This is a genomic window from Streptococcus mitis (genome assembly GCF_003942865.1).
Taxonomy (GTDB): Bacteria; Bacillota; Bacilli; order Lactobacillales; family Streptococcaceae; genus Streptococcus; species Streptococcus mitis_BI.
This window is the reverse complement of the sequence record NZ_RJNZ01000004.1, coordinates 1-19,909: the sequence shown is the minus strand read 5'-3', so window position 1 is coordinate 19,909 and position 19,909 is coordinate 1. Positions and strand designations below refer to the sequence as shown.

19 protein-coding genes, 1 tRNA gene and 1 pseudogene are annotated in these 19,909 nt (G+C 34.8%); 16 read left to right on the top strand and 5 right to left on the bottom strand.

The window, feature by feature from the left end; genetic code table 11:
• Positions 1 to 11: 11 nt before the first annotated feature.
• The 5 genes from comE to rlmH form a co-directional block, all read right to left on the bottom strand.
• Positions 12 to 764, bottom strand: coding sequence for a competence system response regulator transcription factor ComE (gene comE / locus D8845_RS04525; RefSeq protein WP_000866073.1), 753 nt, complete (start codon positions 762 to 764; stop codon positions 12 to 14).
• A complete protein-coding gene (gene comD / locus D8845_RS04520) occupies positions 761 to 2,086 on the bottom strand; it encodes a competence system sensor histidine kinase ComD (RefSeq protein ID WP_125452628.1) in 1,326 nt (441 codons plus the stop codon). Before comD ends, comE begins: the two co-directional genes overlap by 4 nt.
• A gap of 20 nt (positions 2,087 to 2,106) precedes the next feature.
• A complete protein-coding gene (gene comC, locus D8845_RS04515) occupies positions 2,107 to 2,232 on the bottom strand; it encodes a competence-stimulating peptide ComC (RefSeq protein ID WP_125452627.1) in 126 nt (41 codons plus the stop codon).
• A gap of 164 nt (positions 2,233 to 2,396) precedes the next feature.
• Positions 2,397 to 2,470, bottom strand: a tRNA-Arg gene (locus tag D8845_RS04510).
• Between the two features lie 43 nt (positions 2,471 to 2,513).
• Positions 2,514 to 2,993: a 23S rRNA (pseudouridine(1915)-N(3))-methyltransferase RlmH gene (gene rlmH, locus D8845_RS04505; RefSeq protein ID WP_049500445.1), complete on the bottom strand. Its 480-nt coding sequence runs from the start codon at positions 2,991 to 2,993 to the stop codon at positions 2,514 to 2,516.
• 183 nt (positions 2,994 to 3,176) lie between these two features.
• Between rlmH and D8845_RS04500 the strand changes: the two genes are divergently transcribed.
• From D8845_RS04500 to D8845_RS04430, 16 genes and pseudogenes are all read left to right on the top strand, one after another.
• On the top strand, positions 3,177 to 4,358 hold the full coding sequence (locus D8845_RS04500; RefSeq protein ID WP_125452626.1) for a S1C family serine protease: 1,182 nt from the start codon (positions 3,177 to 3,179) through the stop codon (positions 4,356 to 4,358).
• 57 nt (positions 4,359 to 4,415) lie between these two features.
• Positions 4,416 to 5,174: a ParB/RepB/Spo0J family partition protein gene (locus tag D8845_RS04495; RefSeq protein WP_125452625.1), complete on the top strand. Its 759-nt coding sequence runs from the start codon at positions 4,416 to 4,418 to the stop codon at positions 5,172 to 5,174.
• A gap of 212 nt (positions 5,175 to 5,386) precedes the next feature.
• On the top strand, positions 5,387 to 6,748 hold the full coding sequence (gene dnaA, locus D8845_RS04490; protein ID WP_125452624.1) for a chromosomal replication initiator protein DnaA: 1,362 nt from the start codon (positions 5,387 to 5,389) through the stop codon (positions 6,746 to 6,748).
• 158 nt (positions 6,749 to 6,906) lie between these two features.
• Positions 6,907 to 8,043: a DNA polymerase III subunit beta gene (dnaN, locus tag D8845_RS04485; RefSeq protein WP_125452623.1), complete on the top strand. Its 1,137-nt coding sequence runs from the start codon at positions 6,907 to 6,909 to the stop codon at positions 8,041 to 8,043.
• 65 nt (positions 8,044 to 8,108) lie between these two features.
• Complete coding sequence (locus D8845_RS04480) at positions 8,109 to 8,303, top strand: DUF951 domain-containing protein (protein WP_125452622.1); 195 nt, start codon at positions 8,109 to 8,111, stop codon at positions 8,301 to 8,303.
• A gap of 84 nt (positions 8,304 to 8,387) precedes the next feature.
• A complete protein-coding gene (gene ychF, locus D8845_RS04475) occupies positions 8,388 to 9,503 on the top strand; it encodes a redox-regulated ATPase YchF (protein WP_125452621.1) in 1,116 nt (371 codons plus the stop codon).
• Positions 9,504 to 9,575: 72 nt separating this feature from the next.
• Positions 9,576 to 10,145 carry an aminoacyl-tRNA hydrolase gene (pth, locus tag D8845_RS04470; protein WP_125452620.1) on the top strand — a complete coding sequence of 190 codons (570 nt, stop codon included), beginning with the start codon at positions 9,576 to 9,578 and terminating at the stop codon, positions 10,143 to 10,145.
• Complete coding sequence (gene mfd, locus D8845_RS04465) at positions 10,146 to 13,649, top strand: transcription-repair coupling factor (RefSeq protein ID WP_125452619.1); 3,504 nt, start codon at positions 10,146 to 10,148, stop codon at positions 13,647 to 13,649.
• A gap of 57 nt (positions 13,650 to 13,706) precedes the next feature.
• Complete coding sequence (locus D8845_RS04460) at positions 13,707 to 13,973, top strand: RNA-binding S4 domain-containing protein (protein WP_001234978.1); 267 nt, start codon at positions 13,707 to 13,709, stop codon at positions 13,971 to 13,973.
• Positions 13,966 to 14,334, top strand: a complete 369-nt coding sequence (locus D8845_RS04455) for a septum formation initiator family protein (RefSeq protein ID WP_000041905.1) — start codon at positions 13,966 to 13,968, stop codon at positions 14,332 to 14,334. Before D8845_RS04460 ends, D8845_RS04455 begins: the two co-directional genes overlap by 8 nt.
• Positions 14,335 to 14,338: 4 nt before the next feature.
• Entirely contained in the window at positions 14,339 to 14,461 is a 123-nt protein-coding gene (locus D8845_RS10455; protein ID WP_020902316.1) for an SP_0009 family protein, read from the top strand.
• Positions 14,454 to 15,722 (top strand): serine hydrolase, encoded by a 1,269-nt coding sequence (locus tag D8845_RS04450; protein WP_125452618.1) that lies wholly within the window; start codon positions 14,454 to 14,456, stop codon positions 15,720 to 15,722. Before D8845_RS10455 ends, D8845_RS04450 begins: the two co-directional genes overlap by 8 nt.
• Positions 15,719 to 16,996 carry a tRNA lysidine(34) synthetase TilS gene (tilS, locus tag D8845_RS04445; protein ID WP_125452617.1) on the top strand — a complete coding sequence of 426 codons (1,278 nt, stop codon included), beginning with the start codon at positions 15,719 to 15,721 and terminating at the stop codon, positions 16,994 to 16,996. The genes D8845_RS04450 and tilS overlap by 4 nt, the downstream gene beginning before the upstream one ends.
• Positions 16,997 to 17,000: 4 nt before the next feature.
• Complete coding sequence (gene hpt / locus D8845_RS04440; protein ID WP_125452616.1) at positions 17,001 to 17,543, top strand: hypoxanthine phosphoribosyltransferase; 543 nt, start codon at positions 17,001 to 17,003, stop codon at positions 17,541 to 17,543.
• Positions 17,544 to 17,558: 15 nt separating this feature from the next.
• Entirely contained in the window at positions 17,559 to 19,517 is a 1,959-nt protein-coding gene (gene ftsH / locus D8845_RS04435; protein ID WP_000744566.1) for an ATP-dependent zinc metalloprotease FtsH, read from the top strand.
• A 121-nt stretch (positions 19,518 to 19,638) separates the two neighbouring features.
• Positions 19,639 to 19,909: pseudogene (locus tag D8845_RS04430) on the top strand (sigma-70 family RNA polymerase sigma factor); the annotation flags it as partial.

Here is a 19,909-nt window from a genome sequence, read left to right as displayed (position 1 = left end):
CTAATTGTCAATCACTTTTGAGATTTTTTCTCTAGAATATCTTTTAATTTTCTAATTTTTAATCTTGAAATAGGACAACGATGGTCTTCATAGAAAACAATTTCTAAGTTTTTTCGATCAATTTCTCTGATATTGCCTATATTTACCAAAAATGACTTGTGAGGAGAATAAAATCTCTGAGTATGTTTGTCCTTTTCCTGAATATCTGTCATGGTACCGTAAAACTCTTTGGCAAAATTCTTACCAATAATGCGCAATTTATGAGAAACTCCTGTCGTTTCAATATACAAAATATCATGGTAAGGAATTTTTAAATCATTTCCCTTGTAATTGTAGTCAAAATAATCTACAACATCTTCATTTTCAAGTAACATACTCTTCGTGTAGAAGATATTTTGCTCAATTCTCTTCTTAAACAACTCATCATTGATATCCTTATCAACAAAATCTAAGGCTGATACCTGGTATTTATAGGTTAGAGTCGCAAACTCTGATCGACTGGTGATAAAGACGATAATAGCATAAGGATTGTGATGACGAATAAACTGGGCAACTTCAAACCCTTTTTTCTCAATTCCATGAATATCAATATCTAGAAAATAAAGCTGGTTTACTTCATCATTTTCGATATATTCCTTAAACTCACGAACTTTTCCCGTTGTCTTGTATGATATTGGAATATTCGATTCTTTCGAAATTTCATCCAATATTCTCTCTAGTCTCACTTGATGTTCAATAACATCTTCTAAAATTAAAACTTTCATTCAAATTCCCTCTTAAATCTAATGATTTGTCTAAATGTACTGCCTTCCATCTCTGTTTCTAAAATAATATTGTTGTACTTATCTAATAGTTCTTTTACATTATTTAATCCGACTCCTCGATTTCTTCCCTTAGTAGAGAATCCTAAAGCAAATAGGTCTCCTGAAGGAGTCATCGTCATTTTACATGAATTCTGAATCACAATCACTGTTTCAGTTTCCATCTTAATAACTGCTACTTCCATCTGCTTTTTATAACTATCAGCCGATCCTTCTACAGCATTGTTCAATAAAACACTCATAATACGAACTAAATCCAACAAGTCTATTGGTAATCTAGTGATTATATCTTTTACTTCCAGTGTAAACTCTACACCATTATTTCGAGCATAGACAATGGACTGAGCAACCAAACTTCGTAAAGCTGAATCTTCTATGTTATTTAAATCAAAGTAAGTGTACTTATCTGAACGCAGTTTGTGATTTGCTTTAACCAAAACTTCATTGTAAACTCTGTCAATTTCCTGTAAATCACCACTGTCAATTGCCATCTGCATACTGACAAGCATCCCAGCATAATCATGTCTAAACCCACGGATTTCATTATACAGACCGACAATTTCATCTGTGTAATTCTGTAAATGTTTCTGTTCAAATTTCTTCTGCTTCAAAGCAATCTCTTTCTCCATTTGAACTTTATGAGAATTCATTGCAAAGAAGGTCAAAAGTAACGAGATAAAAACAATAGATGATAAAATACTTCCAAAACTATTCAAATGTTTAATCGTACTTACCATATTTGAAACGAAAGATACAATATGGAGCAATAGTAAAGCAAAAAATACTTTTTTCAAGAAAGGATAAAGGTAGTCCTTGTCAAAATAGGCTAGTTCCAAATGGAAATAATGAATGATTTTTAAAACAACAAAATAGGTCAACACCGTTACAACGAAAAAGAATAGGCCATAATATTGTAAAACAAAATTGTCTCCTGTTATAGAGGAGAACGTTACGGACAGAAAGTTATGAGTGCTCTCATATAAAAGAGATAGTAGTAAACTTAGGAATAGTCCTCTATCCCTCTCATACTGTTTAATCCATCGAAAATAGGAATATAAGCCCAAAGGAAATAAAAATCTTGCAATCCCTAACCCATCTAAATATAGGAGATAAAAGGGAAGTTCAAGTACTGCTTCTACTAGTAATGTATAGATACCAAAAACGTATAGTTCCTTTGCTTTTATTTGACCTTTACAAATTAAATGGTAACTGTGACTAATAATTAAAAAATGAACAAGAACTATCCCAAATCCAAATAAATCCATTACTCTTTCTCCTTATTTCATTACTTTTTTCGTCGGAAAAGAAAATCAAGGAGGATGTCTGAAACCCTACTTTCCCCACCTTGAATCTTTTGCAAGTCTTTTTCCTTCAATTCTACAAACTTATCTAAATTAACTGTGTTTTTCATAATTAAATCTCCTAAATGTTTTTTTCTTGTAAGCTAACTTACAAAAACTATTATACAAAATGGAATTTTGTTTTAGATAAAATTCTCTCAACTGTCATTTTTTTATCCCCAAGTGTACTTTTTTAAGAAAAAAGCCGGGAAAATTCCCAGCTTTGCTACTATATTGATCCCAGCAGGATTCGAACCTGCGACCGTTCGCTTAGAAGGCGAATGCTCTATCCAGCTGAGCTATGAGACCTAATACAGCTATTCTACCAAAAATTCAATTGAAAGTCAATTTTCTATTTATGATAGGGCGAGCCCTGCTGTATTGTAAAAGCCCGATAGATTTGTTCAACAAGGACTAGTCTCATTAACTGATGGGGCAAGGTTAAACGACCAAAACTAACAGAGAGATTGGCTCTCTTTTTTACATCCTGTGCTAATCCCAGACTCCCTCCAATAATAAAAGTAAGAGTAGAAAATCCTTTTATAGAAGCTTCTTCTAAATGCTTACTAAATTCTTCTGAGGAGAAAGTTTTCCCTTCAATGGCTAACACAATAACAAAATCACGGTCACCAACTTTTGATAAAATTCTCTGACCTTCTATTTCTAAAATCTTTTGATTTTCTGATTCACTGGCCTTATCTGGTGTTTTTTCATCTGCTAGCTCTATCATTTCAAGCTTAGCAAATCGAGAAATTCGTTTTGAATACTCTGCGATACCATCTTTTAAATACTTTTCTTTCAGTTTCCCAACTGTTACAACTTTAATTTTCATGACTCTATTCTAACATATTCTCTATTTTTTCACATCTTATTCACAAAATAAAAGGTTAATTTTAGCCGAGAAAACCACAGATTTTTGAAAGTTATCCACAATCTGTGAAAAACTTTTGTTTTTAAGTTATAATTAAGCTAGTCAGTTTATACTTTCAGTAATTTCAAATAAATGGAGGCAAATATGAAACATCTAAAAACATTTTACAAAAAATGGTTTCAATTATTAGTCGTTATCGTCATTAGCTTTTTTAGTGGAGCCTTAGGTAGTTTTTCAATAACTCAACTAACTCAAAAAAGTGGTGTAAGTAGCTCGAACAACAATAGCACCATTACACAGACTGCCTATAAGAACGAAAATTCAACAACACAGGCTGTTAACAAAGTAAAAGATGCTGTTGTTTCTGTTATTACTTATTCAGCAAACAGACAAAATAGCGTATTTGGTAATGATGATACTGACACAGATTCTCAGCAAATCTCTAGTGAAGGATCTGGGGTTATTTATAAAAAGAATGACAAAGAAGCTTACCTCGTCACCAATAATCACGTTATAAATGGCGCCAGCAAAGTAGATATTCGTTTGTCAGATGGAACTAAAGTACCTGGAGAAATCGTCGGAGCGGACACTTTCTCTGATATTGCTGTCGTCAAAATCTCTTCAGAAAAAGTTACAATAGTAGCTGAATTTGGTGATTCTAGTAAGCTAACCGTAGGAGAAACTGCCATTGCTATTGGTAGCCCATTGGGTTCTGAATATGCAAATACTGTCACTCAGGGTATTGTATCTAGTCTTAATCGAAATGTGTCCTTAAAATCTGAAGATGGACAAGCCATTTCTACAAAAGCTATCCAAACTGATACTGCTATTAACCCAGGTAACTCTGGTGGCCCACTAATCAATATTCAAGGACAAGTTATCGGAATTACCTCAAGTAAAATTGCCACAAATGGAGGAACATCTGTAGAAGGTCTTGGTTTTGCAATCCCTGCAAATGATGCTATCAATATTATTGAACAGTTGGAAAAGAACGGAAAAGTGACGCGTCCAGCTTTGGGCATCCAAATGGTCAATCTCTCAAATATTAATACAAGTGATATTAGAAGACTGAATATTCCAAGCAGTGTAACATCTGGTGTAGTTGTTCGTTCGGTACAAAGTAATATGCCTGCCAATGGTTACCTTGAAAAGTACGATGTCATTACCAAAGTAGATGACAAGGAGATTGCTTCATCAACAGACTTACAAAGTGCTCTTTACAATCATTCTATCGGAGACACCATTAAGATAACTTACTATCGTAACGGTAAAGAAGAAACTACAACTATTAAACTTGACAAGAGTTCAGGTGATTTAGAATCTTAATTGACATCTATGTAAAGAAAGCTTTACATAAGAGAAAAGATGTGTTAGTGTAGAATCATGGAAAAATTTGAAATGATTTCTATCACGGATATACAAAAAAATCCTTATCAACCTCGAAAAGAATTTGATAGAGAAAAACTAGATGAACTAGCACAGTCTATTAAAGAAAATGGGGTCATTCAACCGATTATTGTTCGTCAATCTCCTGTTATTGGTTATGAAATCCTTGCAGGAGAGAGACGCTATCGGGCTTCACTTTTAGCTGGTCTAAGGTCTATCCCAGCTGTTGTTAAACAGCTTTCAGATCAAGATATGATGGTCCAGTCCATCATTGAAAATTTGCAAAGAGAAAATTTAAATCCAATAGAAGAAGCACGCGCCTATGAATCTCTTGTAGAGAAAGGATTTACCCATGCTGAAATTGCAGATAAAATGGGCAAGTCTCGTCCTTATATCAGCAACTCTATTCGCTTGCTGTCCTTGCCAGAACAGATTCTCTCAGAAGTAGAAAAAGGCAAACTATCACAAGCCCATGCACGTTCTCTAGTTGGGTTGAATAAGGAACAACAAGACTATTTCTTTCAGCGAATCATAGAGGAAGACATTTCTGTAAGGAAGTTAGAAGCTCTTCTGACAGAGAAAAAACAAAAGAAACTGCAAAAAAATGATCATTTCATACAGAATGAAGAAGAGCAGTTAAAAAAACTACTCGGATTAGATGTAGAAATCAAACTGTCTAAAAAAGATAGTGGAAAAATCATTATTTCTTTTTCAAATCAAGAAGAATACAGTAGAATTATCAACAGCCTGAAATAAGGCTGTTCTTTTATTTTTTTATTTCACATAATTATCCACTGTTTTTTTCAATAAAAAGCTTAATAAATCAAAAGTTTCTGATTTTATCCCCAACCTGTGGATAAAACTTAATAACATTGTGGAATATTTTTCACAGCTTGTGGAAAATTCTTGCTATCTATGGTAAAATAAGTCTAGCATTAAACTTTTAAATAGTAAAGGAGGAGAAAGGATTGAAAGAAAAACAATTTTGGAATCGTATATTAGAATTTGCTCAAGAAAGACTGACTCGATCCATGTATGATTTCTATGCTATTCAAGCTGAACTCATTAAGGTAGAGGAAAATGTTGCTACTATATTTTTACCACGATCTGAAATGGAAATGGTCTGGGAAAAACAACTAAAAGATATTATTGTTGTTGCTGGATTTGAAATTTATGATGCTGAAATAACTCCCCACTATATTTTCACCAAGCCTCAAGATACAATTATCCCACAAGTTGAAGAAGCTCCAAATTCAACTCTCTATAACTATAGTCCAAAGTTAGCATCTATTCCTTATTCGGATACTGGATTAAAAGAAAAGTATACCTTTGATAATTTTATTCAAGGGGATGGAAATGTTTGGGCAGTATCAGCCGCTTTGGCTGTCTCTGAAGATTTGGCCTTGACCTATAACCCTCTTTTTATCTATGGAGGACCTGGGCTTGGTAAGACTCACTTACTCAATGCAATTGGGAATGAGATTTTGAAAAATATTCCTGATGCGCGTGTGAAGTACATCCCTGCTGAAAGCTTTATCAACGACTTTCTTGAACATCTGAGACTTGGTGAAATGGATAAGTTCAAAAAAACCTACCGTAGCCTCGATCTCTTGTTAATTGATGATATCCAATCGCTGAGTGGAAAAAAAGTTGCAACTCAAGAAGAATTTTTCAATACTTTCAATGTTCTCCATAACAATCAAAAACAAATTGTTCTGACTAGTGATCGTAGCCCTAAACACTTAGAGGGACTTGAGGAAAGACTTGTCACGCGCTTTAGCTGGGGCTTGACGCAAAACATCACACCACCTGACTTTGAGACACGTATTGCTATTTTACAAAGCAAAACAGAGCATTTAGACTACCATTTCCAAAGTGATACCCTAGAATACCTTGCTGGTCAATTTGATTCAAACGTCCGAGAACTTGAAGGAGCAATCAACGACATTACTTTAATTGCCAGAGTGAAGAAGATTAAGGATATCACTATTGATATCGCTGCAGAGGCTATTCGAGCACGTAAACAAGATGTTAACCAAATGCTCGTCATCCCAATTGATAAAATCCAAAATGAAGTGGGTAACTTTTATGGTGTCAGTATCAAAGAAATAAAGGGAAGCAGACGCCTTCAAAATATTGTGTTAGCCCGTCAAGTAGCCATGTATTTATCTAGAGAACTAACAGATAATAGTCTTCCAAAAATTGGGAAGGAATTTGGTGGAAAAGACCATACAACAGTTATTCATGCCCATGCCAAAATTAAATCTTTGATTGATGAAGACGATAATTTACGTTTAGAAATTGAATCAATCAAAAAGAAAATTAAATAACTTGTGGATAACTTTTGCTTTTTTATCTTTTTTATCCACAGATTTTAAACAAGCCAAAAAACTTGATATTACTTGTTTGAAATCTGTTTTCCACAAATTTCACAGACTCTATTATTACTATTATCCTTCTAATACTAAAAATAAATAAAGGAGAATCCATGATTCATTTTTCAATTAATAAAAATTTATTTATACAAGCCTTAAATACTACTAAGAGAGCTATTAGTTCTAAAAATGCTATTCCTATTTTATCAACTGTCAAAATTGACGTAACCAATGAAGGTGTTACTTTAATTGGTTCAAATGGTCAAATTTCAATTGAAAATTTTATTTCTCAAAAAAATGAAGATGCTGGTTTGTTAATTACTTCTTTAGGTTCAATTCTTCTTGAAGCTTCTTTCTTTATCAATGTTGTATCTAGTCTACCTGATGTAACTCTTGATTTTAAAGAAATTGAACAAAATCAAATTGTTTTAACAAGTGGCAAATCAGAAATTACCTTAAAAGGAAAAGATAGCGAACAATATCCACGAATTCAAGAAATTTCAGCAAGTACTCCTTTAATTCTTGAAACAAAATTACTCAAGAAAATTATCAATGAAACAGCATTTGCTGCAAGTACACAAGAGAGTCGTCCGATTTTAACAGGTGTTCATTTTGTATTGAGTCAACACAAGGAGTTAAAAACAGTTGCAACAGACTCTCATCGCCTAAGCCAGAAAAAATTAACGCTTGAGAAAAATAGTGATGATTTTGATGTTGTCATTCCTAGCCGTTCTCTACGCGAATTTTCAGCAGTATTTACAGACGATATTGAAACTGTAGAGATTTTCTTTGCCAACAATCAAATCCTCTTTAGAAGCGAAAATATTAGCTTCTATACTCGTTTGTTAGAAGGTAACTATCCTGATACAGATCGTTTGATTCCAACAGACTTTAACACTACTATTACTTTTGATGTGGTAAACTTACGCCAGTCAATGGAGCGTGCTCGTCTTTTATCAAGTGCGACTCAAAATGGTACTGTGAAACTTGAAATTAAAGATGGGATTGTTAGCGCCCATGTTCACTCTCCAGAAGTTGGTAAAGTAAACGAAGAAATCGATACTGATCAGGTTACTGGTGAAGATTTGACCATTAGTTTCAACCCAACTTACTTGATTGATTCTCTTAAAGCTTTAAATAGCGAAAAGGTGACCATTAGCTTTATCTCAGCTGTTCGTCCATTCACTCTTGTGCCAGCAGATACTGATGAAGACTTTATGCAGCTCATCACACCAGTTCGTACAAATTAAGTTAAAGAGGTTGAGCCTAGCTCGCCTCTTTTATGATATAATTAAAAAAGAAAAAGGAGAACAGTATGTATCAAGTTGGAAATTTTGTTGAAATGAAAAAACCACATGCTTGCACCATCAAGTCAACAGGTAAAAAGGCCAATCGTTGGGAAATTACACGTGTAGGAGCAGATATCAAAATAAAATGCAGTAATTGTGACCATGTTGTCATGATGGGACGCTATGATTTTGATCGAAAAATGAATAAAATTCTTGACTAAGAAGCCTTAGTTAGAGGGTTAGCAAGTTTTACCTTTTTGTGTTATAATATTAGGGATTGAAATGAAAATGGAGAATGAGAAAATATGGCTTTAACAGCAGGTATCGTTGGTTTGCCAAATGTTGGTAAATCAACACTCTTTAATGCAATTACAAAAGCAGGAGCAGAGGCAGCAAACTACCCATTTGCGACGATTGATCCAAACGTTGGAATGGTAGAAGTTCCAGATGAACGCCTCCAAAAATTGACGGAAATAATTACTCCTAAAAAGACAGTTCCAACAACATTTGAGTTTACAGATATCGCAGGGATTGTAAAAGGTGCATCAAAAGGAGAAGGGCTAGGGAATAAATTCTTGGCCAATATCCGTGAAGTAGATGCGATTGTTCATGTAGTTCGTGCTTTTGATGATGAAAATGTCATGCGCGAGCAAGGACGTGAAGATGCTTTTGTGGATCCCCTGGCAGATATTGATACTATTAACCTAGAGTTGATTCTTGCTGACTTAGAATCAGTTAACAAACGATATGCGCGTGTAGAAAAGATGGCACGTACGCAAAAAGATAAAGAATCAGTAGCTGAGTTTAATGTTCTTCAAAAGATTAAACCAGTCCTAGAAGATGGAAAATCAGCTCGAACTATTGAATTTACAGATGAGGAACAAAAGGTTGTCAAAGGTCTCTTCTTGTTGACGACTAAACCAGTTCTTTATGTAGCGAATGTGGACGAGGATGTGGTTTCAGATCCTGACTCTATCGACTATGTTAAACAAATTCGTGAATTCGCAGCGACAGAAAATGCTGAAGTAGTCGTTATTTCTGCGCGTGCTGAGGAAGAAATTTCTGAGTTAGACGATGAAGATAAGCAAGAGTTTCTTGAAGCACTTGGATTGACAGAATCAGGCGTTGACAAGTTGACTCGTGCTGCTTACCATTTGCTTGGATTGGGAACTTACTTCACAGCTGGTGAAAAAGAAGTTCGCGCTTGGACCTTCAAACGTGGTATGAAGGCTCCTCAAGCAGCTGGTATTATTCACTCAGACTTTGAAAAAGGATTTATTCGTGCAGTAACCATGTCATATGAGGATCTAGTGAAATACGGATCTGAAAAGGCTGTAAAAGAAGCTGGACGCTTGCGTGAAGAAGGAAAAGAATATATCGTTCAAGACGGCGATATCATGGAATTCCGCTTTAATGTCTAAAAAATTTAATGAATAATATCAATTAGGTTGGAAAAAAATTCCAACCCTTTTGGCTTTTGAAAGGAAAAATAAATGACCAAATTACTTGTAGGATTAGGAAATCCAGGGGATAAATATTTTGAAACAAAACACAATGTTGGTTTTATGTTGATTGACCAACTAGCGAAGAAACAGAATGTTACTTTTACACACGATAAGATATTTCAAGCTGATTTAGCATCTTTTTTCCTAAATGGAGAAAAAATTTATCTGGTCAAACCAATGACCTTTATGAATGAAAGTGGAAAAGCAGTTCATGCTTTATTGACTTACTATGGTTTGGACATTGAAGATTTACTCATCATTTACGATGATCTTGACATGGAAGTTGGAAAGATTCGTTTAAGAGCAAAGGGCTCCGCAGGTGGTCATAATGGTATCAAGTCTATTATTCAACATATAGGGACTCAGGTCTTTAATCGTGTTAAGATTGGAATCGGAAGACCTAAAAATGGTATGTCAGTTGTTCACCATGTTTTGAGTACGTTTGACAAGGGTGATTATATTGGTATTTTACAGTCTATTGACAAAGTTGACGATTCTGTAAACTACTATTTACAAGAGAAAAACTTTGAGAAAACAATGCAGAGGTATAACGGATAAATGGTGACCTTATTAGATTTATTCTCAGAAAATGATCAGATTAAAAAATGGCATCAAAATCTGACAGATAAGAAAAGACAACTAATACTTGGTTTATCAACGTCTACTAAGGCTCTTGCAATTGCAAGCAGTCTAGAAAAAGAAGATAAGATTGTGTTATTGACGTTAACTTATGGAGAAGCAGAAGGACTTGTTAGTGATCTTCTATCTATCTTGGGTGAGGAACTTGTCTATCCATTTTTGGTAGATGACTCCCCTATGGTCGAGTTTTTGATGTCTTCACAAGAAAAAATCATTTCACGGGTTGAAGCCTTGCGTTTTTTGACTGATTCATCTAAGAGAGGAATTTTAGTTTGTAATATCGCAGCAAGTCGATTGATTTTACCGTCTCCCAATGCATTTAAAGATAGTATTGTAAAAATAACAGTTGGTGAAGAATATGACCAACACGCGTTTATCCATCAGTTAAAGGAAAATGGCTATCGAAAAGTTACTCAAGTACAAACTCAGGGCGAATTTAGTCTGCGAGGAGATATTTTAGATATTTTTGAAATATCCCAGTTAGAACCTTACCGAATTGAGTTTTTTGGTGACGAAGTCGATGGTATTAGGTCATTTGAAGTCGAAACACAATTATCGAAAGAAAATCACACAGAACTTACAATCTTTCCAGCTAGCGACATACTTTTGAGAGAAAAGGATTATCAACGAGGACAGTCAGCTTTAGAAAAACAAATTTCAAAAACGTTATCACCTATTTTAAAATCATACTTAGAAGAAATTCTTTCAAGTTTTCACCAAAAACAAATTCATTCTGATTCACGGAAATTTTTATCTTTGTGTTATGACAAGACATGGACTGTTTTTGACTATATTGAAAAAGTTACCCCAATATTCTTTGATGATTATCAGAAATTGATGAATCAGTATGAAGTCTTTGAAAGGGAGTTAGCACAATACTTTACAGAAGAATTACAGAACAGTAAAGCATTTTCTGAGATGCAGTATTTTGCTGATACAGAGCAAATCTATAAAAAACAGAGTCCGGTTACCTTTTTCTCTAATCTGCAAAAGGGGTTAGGAAATCTTAAGTTTGACCAAATTTATCAATTTAATCAATATCCTATGCAGGAGTTTTTCAATCAATTTTCTTTTCTAACAGAAGAAATTGAGCGATACAAAAAAATGGATTATACTATTATCCTGCAGTCTAGCAATTCAATGGGAAGTAAAACATTGGAGGATGTTTTAGAGGAATATCAGATTAAATTGGATTCCAGAAATAAGTCAAGTATCTGTAAAGAATCTGTAAACTTAATCGAGGGCAATCTCAGACATGGTTTTCATTTTGTAGATGAAAAAATTCTGGTGATAACTGAACATGAGATTTTTCAAAAGAAATTGAAACGTCGTTTTCGAAGACAACATGTTTCAAACGCAGAGAGATTAAAAGATTACAATGAACTTGAAAAAGGAGATTACGTTGTTCACCATATCCATGGAATTGGTCAATATCTAGGGATTGAAACAATTGAAATCAAAGGGATTCACCGTGATTATGTTAGTGTTCAATACCAAAACGGGGATCAAATCTCTATCCCAGTGGAACAGATTCATCTACTTTCCAAATACGTTTCAAGTGACGGTAAAGCACCTAAACTCAATAAATTAAATGATGGTCATTTCAAAAAAGCAAAGCAAAAAGTTAAGAATCAGGTAGAGGATATAGCTGACGATTTAATTAAACTTTATTCTGAACGCAGCCAGTTGAAGGGGTTTGCTTTCTCAGCTGATGATGAGGATCAACATGCTTTTGATGATGCCTTCCCTTATGTTGAAACGGATGATCAACTTCGTAGTGTTGAGGAAATCAAGAGAGATATGCAGGCTTCTCAACCAATGGATCGACTTTTAGTTGGGGATGTTGGTTTTGGAAAGACTGAAGTTGCTATGCGTGCAGCCTTTAAGGCAGTCAATGATCACAAACAGGTTGTCGTTCTAGTTCCGACGACGGTTTTAGCGCAACAGCACTATACCAATTTTAAGGAACGATTCCAAAATTTTGCAGTTAATATTGATGTGTTGAGTCGCTTTAGAAGTAAAAAAGAGCAGACTGAAACACTTGAAAAATTGAAAAACGGTCAAGTTGATATTTTGATTGGAACACATCGTGTTTTGTCAAAAGATGTTGTATTTGCTGATTTGGGCTTGATGATTATTGATGAGGAACAGCGATTTGGTGTCAAGCATAAGGAAACCTTGAAAGAATTGAAAAAACAAGTAGATGTCCTGACTTTGACAGCAACGCCAATTCCTCGTACCCTTCACATGTCTATGCTGGGAATCAGAGATTTGTCTGTTATTGAAACTCCGCCGACTAATCGTTATCCAGTGCAAACCTATGTTTTGGAAAAGAATGATAGTGTCATTCGTGATGCGGTCTTGCGTGAAATGGAGCGTGGAGGTCAAGTTTACTATCTTTACAATAAAGTTGACACGATTGATCAGAAGGTTTCAGAATTACAGGAATTGATTCCAGAGGCTTCGATTGGTTATGTTCATGGGCAAATGAGTGAGATTCAGTTAGAAAATACTCTACTGGATTTCATTGAAGGTCAGTATGATATTTTAGTGACGACTACCATTATTGAGACAGGGGTGGACATTCCAAATGCTAATACTTTATTTATTGAGAATGCGGACCATATGGGCTTGTCAACCTTGTATCAGTTAAGAGGAAGAGTCGGTCGTAGTAATCGTATTGCTTATGCCTATCTCATGTATCGTCCAGAAAAATCAATCAGTGAAGTTTCTGAAAAGAGATTAGAAGCTATCAAAGGATTTACAGAATTGGGCTCGGGATTTAAGATTGCGATGCGAGATCTGTCTATTCGTGGAGCAGGAAATCTTTTAGGCAAGTCTCAGTCTGGTTTCATTGATTCTGTTGGTTTTGAATTGTATTCGCAGTTACTAGAGGAAGCTATTGCTAAACGACATGGTAATGGGAAAACAAGAACCAAAGGGAATGCTGAATTGATTTTACAAATTGATGCCTATCTTCCTGATACTTATATTTCAGACCAACGACATAAGATTGAAATTTACAAGAAAATTCGTCAAATTGACAACCGTGCCAACTATGAAGAGTTACAAGAAGAGTTGATGGACCGCTTTGGAGAGTACCCAGACGTGGTAGCCTATCTTTTAGAGATTGGTTTGGTTAAGTCTTATCTTGACAAGGTCTTTGTTCAACGTGTGGAAAGAAAAGATAATAAGATTACAGTACAATTTGAAAAAGTCACTCAGCGATTGTTTTTGGCTCAAGATTATTTTAAATCTTTATCTGCAACGAATTTAAAAGCAGCCATAACTGAGAATAAGGGATTAATGGAAGTTGTATTTGACATCCGAAACAAGAAGGACTATGAAATTTTAGAAGGTCTGCTCATTTTTGGAGAAAGTTTATTAGAGATAAAAGAATCAAAGGAAGCAATTTCCCTTTAACATTTTTCTTCTATAAAAGGGATAAAAATGGTACAATAATAATTTGAGGTAATAAAAATGAGATTAGACAAATATTTAAAAGTATCAAGAATTATCAAGCGTCGTACAGTCGCAAAAGAAGTAGCAGATAAAGGTAGAATCAAGGTAAATGGAATCTTGGCAAAAAGTTCAACGGATTTGAAAGTTAATGACCAAGTTGAAATTCGATTTGGAAATAAGTTGCTACTTGTAAAAGTACTGGAGATGAAAGATAGTACAAAAAAAGAAGATGCAGCAGGCATGTATGAAATTATCAGTGAAACACGGGTAGAAGAAAATGTCTAAAAATATCGTACAATTGAATAATTCTTTTATTCAAAATGAACACCAACGTCGTCGCTATCTGATGAAAGAACGACAAAAACGTAATCGTTTCATGGGTTGGGTTCTTATTTTGATGATTTTATTGTTCATTTTACCAACTTATAATCTTGCTCAAAGTTATCACCAATTACTTCAAAGACGTCAACAGTTATCAGACTTGCAAACTCAGTATCAAACCTTGAGTGAGGAAAAGGAGAAAGAGACAGCTTTTGCTACAAAGTTGAAAGATGAAGATTACGCTGCTAAATACATGCGTGCAAAATATTATTATTCTAAGAATCGGGAAGCTGTTTATACGATTCCTGACTTGCTCCCAAGGTGATAAAATGGAAAATTTATTAGACGTAATTGAGCAATTTTTAAGTTTATCGGATGAAAAACTAGAAGAGTTGTCTGATAAAAATCAACTATTGCGTTTACAAGAAGAAAAGGAAAGGAAGAATGCGTAAATTCTTAATTATTTTGTTGCTACCGAGTTTTTTGACTATTTCAAAAGTCGTTAGCACAGAAAAAGAAGTCGTCTATACTTCGAAAGAAATTTATTACCTTTCACAATCTGACTTTGGTATTTATTTTAGAGAAAAATTAAGTTCTCCCATGGTTTATGGAGAGGTTCCTGTTTATGCAAATGAAGATTTAGTAGTGGAATCTGGAAAATTGACTCCAAAAACAAGTTTTCAAATAACCGAGTGGCGTTTAAATAAACAAGGAATTCCAGTATTTAAGTTATCAAATCATCAATTTATAGCTGCGGACAAACGATTTTTATATGATCAGTCAGAGGTAACTCCAACAATAAAAAAAGTATGGTTAGAATCTGACTTTAAACTGTATAATAGTCCTTATGATTTAAAAGAAGTGAAATCATCCTTATCAGCTTATTCTCAGGTATCAATCGATAAGACCATGTTTGTAGAAGGAAGAGAATTTCTACATATTGTTCAGGCTGGATGGGTAGCTAAAGAATCAACTTCTGAAGAAGATAATCGGATGAGTAAAGTCCAAGAAATGTTATCGGAAAAATATCAGAAGGATTCATTTTCTATTTATGTTAAGCAACTGACTACTGGAAAAGAAGCTGGTATCAATCAAGATGAAAAGATGTATGCAGCTAGTGTTTTGAAACTCCCTTATCTTTATTATACGCAAGAAAAAATAAATGAGGGGATTTATCAGTTAGACGCGACTGTAAAATATGTATCTGCAGTCAATGATTTTCCAGGTTCTTATAAACCAGAGGGAAGTGGTAGCCTCCCTAAAAAAGAGGATAATAAAGAGTATTCTCTCAAGGACTTAATAACGAAAGTATCTAAAGAATCGGACAATGTAGCTCATAACATATTGGGATATTACATTTCAAACCAATCTGATGCCACATTCAAATCCAAGATGTCTGCTATTATGGGAAATGATTGGGATTCAAAAGAAAAATTGATTTCTTCCAAGATGGCTGGGAAGGTTATGGAAGCCATTTATAATCAAAATGGATTTGTATTGGAATCTTTGACTAAAACAGATTTTGATAATGAGCGAATTGCCAAAGGTGTTTCTGTGAAGGTAGCTCATAAAATTGGAGATGCGGACGAATTTGAGCATGATACGGGTGTTGTCTATGCAGATTCTCCATTTGTTCTTTCTATTTTCACTAAGAATTCTGATTATGATACGATTTCTAAGATAGCCAAGGATGTTTATGAGGTTCTAAAATGATGGAACAAGATTTTTTAAATCATTGTCTCAAGAGAGGATATTTTAAAAAACATGCTAAGGTGGTGCTTGCTCTTTCTGGTGGATTAGATTCTATGTTTCTATTTAAGGTATTATCTACTTATCAAAAAGAGTTAGAAATTGAATTGATTCTAGTTCATGTGAATCATAAGCAGAGAGTAGAATCAGATTGGGAAGAACAGGAATTAAGGAAGTTAGCTGCTGAAGCAGAGCTTCCTATTTATATCAGCAATTTTTCAGGAGAATTTTCAGAAGCGCGGGCTCGAGATTTTCGTTATGATTTTTTTCAAGAGGTCATGAAAAAGACAGGTGCAACAGCCTTAGTCACTGCCCACCATGCTGATGACCAGGTGGAAACGATTTTGATGCGCTTGATTCGAGGTACTCGCTTGCGCTATCTATCAGGAATTAAGGAGAAGCAAGTAGTCGGGGATATAGAAATGATTCGTCCCTTCTTGCAATTTCATAAAAAAGACTTCCCATCAATTTTTCATTTTGAAGATATATCAAATAAAGAAAATCATTATTTTCGAAATCGTATTCGAAACTCTTATTTACCAGAATTAGAAAAAGAAAATCCTCGATTTAGGGATGCAATCTTAAGCCTCGGAAATGAAATTTTAGATTATGATTTGGCAATAGCTGAATTATCAAAGAATATTGATGTAGAAAATTTAGAGCAGCTATTGTCTTACTCTGAGTCGACACAAAGAGTTTTACTTCAAACTTACCTGAATCGTTTTCCAGATTTGAATCTTACAAAAGCTCAGTTTGAAGAAGTTCGGCAAATTTTAAAAACTAAAAGCCAGTATCGTCACCCACTTAAAAATGGCTATGAATTGATAAAAGAGTACCAATATTTTCAGATTTGTAAAATCAGTCCTCAGTCTGATGAAAAGGAATATGAACTTGTGTTACACTATCAAAATCAGGTATCTTACCAAGGATATTTATTTTCCTTTGGACTTCCTTTAGAAGGTGAATCAATTCAACAAATACCTGTTTCACGCGAAACATTTATACATATTCGTCATCGAAAAACAGGAGATGTTTTGATTCAAAATGGGCATAGAAAAAAACTCAGACGTCTATTTATTGATTTGAAAATCCCTATGGAAAAGCGAAAATCTGCTCTGATTATTGAGCAATTTGGTGAAATTGTTTCAATTTTGGGAATTGCGACCAGTAATTTGAGTAAAAACACGAAAAATGATATAATGAACACTGTACTTTATATAGAAAAAATAGATAGGTAAAAAAATGTTAGAAAACGATATTAAAAAAATCCTCGTTTCACACGATGAAATTACAGAAGCTGCAAAAAAATTAGGTGCTCAATTAACAAAGGATTATGCAGGAAAAAATCCGATTTTAATTGGGATTTTAAAAGGATCTATTCCTTTTATGGCTGAATTGGTCAAATATATTGATACACATATTGAAATGGACTTCATGATGGTTTCTAGCTACCATGGTGGAACAGCAAGTAGCGGTGTCATTAATATCAAGCAAGATGTGACTCAAGATATCAAAGGAAGACATGTTCTGTTTGTAGAAGATATCATTGATACAGGTCAAACTTTGAAGAGTTTAAGAGATATGTTTAAAGCAAGAGAGGCTGCTTCTGTTAAAATTGCAACCTTGTTGGATAAACCAGAAGGACGTGTTGTAGAAATTGAGGCAGACTATACCTGCTTTACTATCCCAAATGAGTTTGTAGTAGGTTATGGTTTAGACTACAAAGAAAACTATCGTAACCTTCCTTATGTTGGAGTATTGAAAGAAGAAGTATATTCAAATTAGAAAGAACAATTTTTAATGAAAAAACAAAATAATGGTTTAATTAAAAATCCTTTTCTATGGTTATTACTTATTTTTTTCCTAGTTACAGCTTACCAGTATTTTAGTACAGGTAGTGTTGCAGGGAAAAGTGAGCAAATTAATTATACAGAATTGGTAAAAGAAATTACCGATGACAATGTAAAAGAATTGACTTACCAACCAAATGGCAGTGTTATCGAAGTTTCAGGTGTTTATAAAAATCCTAAAACAAGTAAAGAAGAAACAGGCATCCAGTTCTTTTCTCCTTCTGCTACAACAGTAGAGAAATTTTCAAGTATTATTCTTCCTTCAGATACTACAGTATCAGAATTGCAAAAACTTGCTTCTGACCATAAGGCGGAAGTAACTGTTAAGCATGAAAGTTCAAGTGGTATGTGGATTAATATTCTTGTATCCATTGTGCCATTCGGTATTCTATTCTTCTTCCTATTCTCTATGATGGGAAATATGGGAGGAAATAATAGCCGTAACCCAATGAGTTTTGGACGTAGTAAGGCTAAAGCCGCAAATAAAGAAGATATTAAAGTAAGATTTTCAGATGTTGCTGGAGCTGAGGAAGAAAAACAAGAACTAGTTGAAGTTGTTGAATTCTTAAAAGATCCAAAACGATTTACAAAACTTGGGGCCCGTATTCCAGCAGGTGTTCTTTTAGAGGGACCTCCGGGGACAGGTAAGACCTTGCTTGCTAAGGCAGTTGCTGGAGAAGCAGGTGTTCCATTCTTTAGTATCTCAGGATCGGACTTTGTAGAAATGTTTGTCGGAGTTGGTGCAAGTCGTGTTCGTTCTCTTTTTGAAGATGCCAAAAAAGCAGCGCCAGCCATTATCTTTATCGATGAAATTGATGCTGTTGGACGTCAACGTGGAGTTGGTCTTGGCGGAGGTAATGACGAACGCGAACAAACCTTGAACCAACTCTTGATTGAGATGGATGGTTTTGAGGGAAATGAAGGGATTATTGTCATTGCTGCTACAAACCGTTCAGATGTACTTGACCCTGCCCTTCTTCGTCCAGGACGTTTTGATAGAAAAGTCTTGGTTGGTCGCCCTGATGTTAAAGGTCGTGAAGCAATCTTAAAAGTTCATGCTAAGAACAAGCCTTTAGCAGAAGATGTAGATTTGAAATTAGTTGCTCAACAAACTCCAGGTTTTGTTGGTGCTGATTTAGAGAATGTCTTGAATGAAGCGGCTTTAGTTGCTGCTCGTCGCAATAAATCGATAATTGATGCCTCAGATATTGATGAAGCAGAAGATAGAGTTATTGCTGGACCTTCTAAGAAAGATAAGACAGTTTCACAAAAAGAACGAGAATTGGTTGCTTACCATGAGGCAGGACATACCATTGTTGGTCTAGTCTTGTCGAATGCCCGTGTTGTTCATAAAGTTACCATCGTACCACGTGGACGTGCCGGCGGATATATGATTGCACTTCCTAAGGAAGACCAAATGCTTCTTTCTAAAGAAGATATGAAAGAGCAATTGGCTGGCTTGATGGGTGGACGTGTTGCTGAGGAAATTATCTTTAATGTCCAAACGACAGGAGCTTCAAACGACTTTGAACAAGCTACACAGATGGCGCGTGCAATGGTTACAGAGTACGGTATGAGTGAAAAACTTGGCCCAGTACAATATGAAGGAAACCATGCCATGTTTGGTGCACAGAGCCCTCAAAAATCAATTTCGGAGCAAACAGCTTATGAAATTGATGAAGAGGTTCGTTCATTATTGAATGAAGCACGAAATAAAGCTGCTGAAATTATTCAGTCAAATCGTGAAACTCACAAGTTGATTGCAGAAGCATTATTGAAATACGAAACATTGGATAGTACGCAAATTAAATCTCTTTACGAAACAGGAAAGATGCCTGAAACAGTAGAAGAGGAATCACATGCATTATCTTATGATGAAGTGAAGTCAAAAATGAATGACGAAAAATAACTCTGAGAGAGGCATGTCCTCTCTTTTTTTGTGCAGTTGAGGCGCTAAATGGAAGAGAATAGGCGAAATGGCCCCGATTAGCTTCATTATTTGTTAGACTGTATCTAGAAAGGGGAACATTATGATTAAAGAATTGTATGAAAAAGTCCAGGGGATTGTATATAAGTGTAGAAATGAATATCATCTTCATTTATGGGAGTTATCTGATTGGGATCAAGAGGGGATGATTTGCTTACATGAATTGATTAGTAGAGAAGAAGGAATAATAGAAGATATTCCTCGTTTAAGGAGATATTTTAAGACTAAGTTCCGGAATCGAATTCTAGACTATATCCGTAAGCAAGAAAGTCAAAAACGAAGATATGATAAAGAACCCTATGAAGAAGTAGGTG